Source organism: Metalysinibacillus jejuensis, from assembly GCF_003057615.1.
GTDB lineage: Bacteria > Bacillota > Bacilli > Bacillales_A > Planococcaceae > Metalysinibacillus > Metalysinibacillus jejuensis.
In genome coordinates, this window is sequence record NZ_QAFW01000088.1 from 1 (window position 1) to 4,290 (window position 4,290).

Consider the following 4,290-nt stretch of genomic DNA (forward strand, 5'->3'; position numbering starts at 1 on the left):
CAAAATTGGGTGAAGCCATTACATACTGTTTAAATCAGTGGCAGAAACTCGTGGTATTTTTAAAGGATGGTCGTCTAGAATTGGACAACAATCGAGGCGAACGTTCCATTAAACCGTTCGTGATGGGAAGAAAAGCGTGGCTATTTTCAGCTTCTCCGAAAGGAGCAAAGGCCAGCGCAATTATCTATAGTATTGTGGAAACAGCAAAAGAGAATCAACTTGATCCACTGAAATATTTAACCTATATTTTCGAGCAATTACCGTTAATTGATTTAACAGATGAAGCAGCGTTAGATGCGTTGATGCCTTGGTCAGATGCAATTCTGACCAACTGTCACGTGCCTAAACGAACTACATAGATAGCATAACAATAGCACCCCCTGGAAAACAGGTGGGTGCTATTTGACGCTTACAAATGAAAGGAGTCGTTATGCAGGTCTCCTTTCATTTACTTTTATTATTTTTAGGGAATGATAATGCAATTGTTAGTTGATTATTGTGAAAAATTGTAGATATTTGGCCGTTCAGTTGCTCAACTAAGCTTTTGACAATTGAGAGACCAAGACCAGTGGAATGTCTTGCAGATTCGACTGTATAAAATCGATTAAATAACTTTTCAACCTCAATCGTCGTTAAAGATGAAGCGGTATTCATGAATGAAATTGTTCCGTTAGGTGAAAGTGTAATGTGCAAATCTCCATCGCTATATTTAATCGCATTACTCAGTAGATTATCAAAAATCCGATGTAACATTTGTTGATCTACAAAACGATTAATAGGCTCATCTGGTATCGTGATGGTAGGTTCGATATTTTTTTCGACAAGTGCGCTGTAGTATGTCGAGATACTTTCTTCTAATACAGCATTTAAGGAAACAACTGTTAGATTTGGTTTTTCCGTTGATGATGTAATCATCGAGTAGTGAAATAATTGCTCGATTAGCTCCTTCATCGCATCAGTACGGTTTTTAATGGTGTTTAAATATTGTGTAGCTGCTACTGATTTTTCCTCCTGTTCAAGCAGTTCAAGGTAGCCAGAAATGGCGGTTAATGGTGTACGTAAATCATGAGAGATATTTGTAGCCGCAACTTTTAATTCCTGATCCCCGTTTTCATAACGTCTTCTTTTTTCACGTAGCTCACGGAGGTGAATATTCATTTCCGTCGCTAAGAGTTGAATTTGTCGATCTGTTGTAGAAGTTGAAATAAGCGTATTCGTTTCATGTGCAAGATGCTTCTTCAAATCCTCCTGAAATTCATTAATCCCTCTTCGAAGCATGAAAAGTCTGGTCCCAAGAAAGAGGACAATTAGCAATAAAACGCCACAGCAAATCCAAAGAAGCATCTTGCTCACCTACCTTTACCTTAAATCTTTTTTACGAAATGCGATGAAGCCGATTGCAATTAATACAGCTAACATACAAAGAGAATAGAGCGGGAATAAATGGAACGGAACATCTTCCTCGCTAGCAGCATACATATAGCTAGTTAGCGTTGATAGATAAGCATTCAATTGCCCATAAGGTAACAAATACTCAATCGTTTGCAATATTGTACTGAATGGTTCATCGATATATCTAGGGTTTAAAACTTCTTCGTCGGATTCGACAATTTTAAAATATGTGATAACGCCTTCGTCATTATGCTCTGAATAATGACTACCTTCAAACATGCCTTCAACTGCCAGTTTTACTTCCTCAGGACTCATTTGCACTGGGGTTTCGGTATTATATGTACCTATATACTCCTGCTGCCCTAACGAATGATTAATTTGATAAGCACTAATCATGATGGCAAAGAACAGGATGAAATTAATGATTGCTGCAATTTCACGTGATGAAATCAGTATACTGACAACGGTAAACAAAATGCTCCAAACAAAGATACTCATTACAAAGCCAGCGCTACTAGATAGTATGACGGCTAGTGGAATATTTGCAGCCATTGTTGTACTCGCAATCACGATAAATGGAATGAAAAATGCACCGATAAATATCATGCTCGTCATCAAACTAAGCGTGATTTGTGCAAAGTAAATCGTTGCTTTTGTTTTACCGGCAATGATTTTATTACGCATTGTACCATCTGCGTATTCTCTACCAATCATCAGTGAGAAGTAGGCGGCAAGTAGAATAAATAAAGGCATAATGAATATATCGTCAAATACTTCACTCGTTGCAACGGACATACCATAAACGCCCCCATTTATGAAAATGGCAGTGAGTATTAACCAAAATAATTTGCTTTTTTTAGAGCGAAATAGCTCTGCTCGTATGATGTTAAGCATGTTTAGCACCTCCTACAATGTTTAAGTAGTAGTGTTCTAAACTTTCATCGAGCTCATGTATAGACAGCACATTGCAATGTTCGTTCGCAAGTCTTAAAACAAGTGGGGTAATGTGTACCTCACCAAACACATTTACAGCTTCTTCAGAAACAACCGTATATTCCTGTTGCATAGAATCGAGTACACGTGTTAGCACGCCCATATTCGTTACTTTTATACGGGTGCATTTACGGAATGCTTTTTCTAACTCGGTGCTACTAATTTCTTGAATCATTTTGCCGTTATCAATAAAGCCGTAGTGCGTTGCTACACGAGCTAATTCATCTAATATATGGCTTGAAATGAGTATCGTTATTTGCTGCTCACGATTTAATTTTAAGATGAGCTCGCGCATTTCGATAATACCCTTTGGATCAAGTCCGTTCATCGGTTCGTCGAGTACTAAAAAATCAGGGTTACCACATAGTGCAACAGCAATGCCTAATCGTTGTCGCATACCGAGTGAAAAGTGCTTCGCCTTTTTCTTGCCGGTATGCTCGAGGCCGACTAATCGAAGTAACGTTGGAATCCAATCAAAAGAGGGGAGTCCGAGCACACGATACTGCACCTTTAAATTGTCCTCAGCTGTCATATTCATATAAATAGAAGGCCCTTCAATGACTGCACCTATACGGCGACGCGTCGTTGAAATATCGCTTTCATGATGATTTGTGCCATATAACGTATATGCGCCAGCTGTTGGCTCTTGTAAACCACAAATGAGCCGAATAAGCGTTGTTTTACCGGCACCATTTTTACCGACAAAGCCGTAAATAGCGCCCTTTGGCACGCTCATATGTAAATCGTTAATGACCGTATTTTGATGATACTTTTTTGTTAAACCTTGTACTTGTAATACATAGTCCATATTACAACCTCCTTTGATGTACCCAAAGGATAGCAAAAAAGTGTAAAGAAAACGGTTAAGAAAATGGTAAAGAAATCGTATAGATTAATCGAGCTCAAATTTAAAGCCGATGCCCCAAATTGCTTGTATATAGTCTTTGCCAGTCGCTTCACGCAATTTAATCCGAATATTGCTTATATGTACTTTAAGTGTTGATTCTGTGCAATCAGGTGTATCACTTGAAATAACATGTAGAATTTGCGATTTTGTGACAACTTGCTTTGGATGTTGCAGCAAGCATTTTAAAAGTGCATACTCTGTTCTAGTGAGCTTTATAGGCTGTTCATGAACGGTCACTACATGAGAAATGGTATCCATTGTAATATCAGAATAGGTAAGTAGCTGCTGCTGTTCTGTTTGTTGTGCCTTTCGTAGTTGAACCGTTATACGCGCAACAAGCTCCTCTAAATGGAAAGGCTTTGTCACATAATCTGCAGCTCCGTTTAGCAGTAACTGAACCTTAGCATTTACTTCTGCTTTGGCACTCATAATAATAACTGGCGTTTGCTGAATTTTAGGTAATACTTCTTCACCTGAGAGACCGGGTAGCATAAGGTCTAGTAAAATCAAATCAGGTTGCTGCGATGCTAAAACGAGCAATGCCTCTGTCCCAGAAAAAGCCTTTAAAACATGAAAGCCTTCCCGCTGTAAACGACTTGCCACCATATCGCTTATGTAAATATCATCTTCAACAATTAAAATGGATTGCATAGATCGTTCCTCCATTCATTTGGGTATACAATGTTTTGATTGAAAAACTCTCTTCATATTGAACCATATTTTTCAAAATATCGCTACGTATTTATTATAGGATGGACTTTTTTGTTTTTAAACGGCTTTCCGAAAGAAGTCTCCCATCCTCAAGGAATGTGAAGGTGCGAATAGCACCAATGAGTAGGTGGGAGATGAATTTCGGTTGGCTTTAGCCAACGTTATTTTTCTAAGCCTTTTCGCAATAATTCGAGAATAGTTGCTGTTCTTGTAGACAGTCCGTTTTCTTCTTGGTATTTATCTAATTTCTCGATAATTGATTTAGGCATACGAATTTCTACACGTTC

At 38.3% G+C, this 4,290-nt stretch carries 5 protein-coding genes; 1 reads left to right on the plus strand and 4 read right to left on the minus strand.

The features are described 5' to 3' along the window. Window positions 1–359 (plus strand): IS66 family transposase (locus DDE80_RS13780; protein ID WP_153060921.1); only part of this gene is annotated, 359 nt, incomplete at its 5' end. 85 nt (window positions 360–444) lie between these two features. On the opposite strand, the gene DDE80_RS13785 is transcribed toward DDE80_RS13780, so the two are convergent. The 4 genes from DDE80_RS13785 to DDE80_RS13800 form a co-directional block, all read right to left on the minus strand. Then, complete coding sequence (locus DDE80_RS13785; RefSeq protein WP_201261543.1) at window positions 445–1,242, minus strand: sensor histidine kinase; 798 nt, start codon at window positions 1,240–1,242, stop codon at window positions 445–447. Window positions 1,243–1,359: 117 nt separating this feature from the next. Next, on the minus strand, window positions 1,360–2,286 hold the full coding sequence (locus DDE80_RS13790; protein ID WP_108308490.1) for an ABC-2 transporter permease: 927 nt from the start codon (window positions 2,284–2,286) through the stop codon (window positions 1,360–1,362). Beyond that, window positions 2,279–3,193, minus strand: a complete 915-nt coding sequence (locus DDE80_RS13795; RefSeq protein WP_108308491.1) for an ATP-binding cassette domain-containing protein — start codon at window positions 3,191–3,193, stop codon at window positions 2,279–2,281. The genes DDE80_RS13790 and DDE80_RS13795 overlap by 8 nt, the downstream gene beginning before the upstream one ends. An 84-nt stretch (window positions 3,194–3,277) precedes the next feature. Next, entirely contained in the window at window positions 3,278–3,943 is a 666-nt protein-coding gene (locus tag DDE80_RS13800) for a response regulator transcription factor (protein ID WP_108308492.1), read from the minus strand. Between the last annotated feature and the right edge of the window lie 347 nt (window positions 3,944–4,290).

Coding starts and splice junctions, on each gene's coding strand:
- DDE80_RS13800 (WP_108308492.1), bottom strand. CDS start 3,943: ATGCAATCCATTTTAATTGTTGAAGATGATATTTACATAAGCGATATG.
- DDE80_RS13795 (WP_108308491.1), bottom strand. CDS start 3,193: ATGGACTATGTATTACAAGTACAAGGTTTAACAAAAAAGTATCATCAA.
- DDE80_RS13790 (WP_108308490.1), bottom strand. CDS start 2,286: ATGCTTAACATCATACGAGCAGAGCTATTTCGCTCTAAAAAAAGCAAA.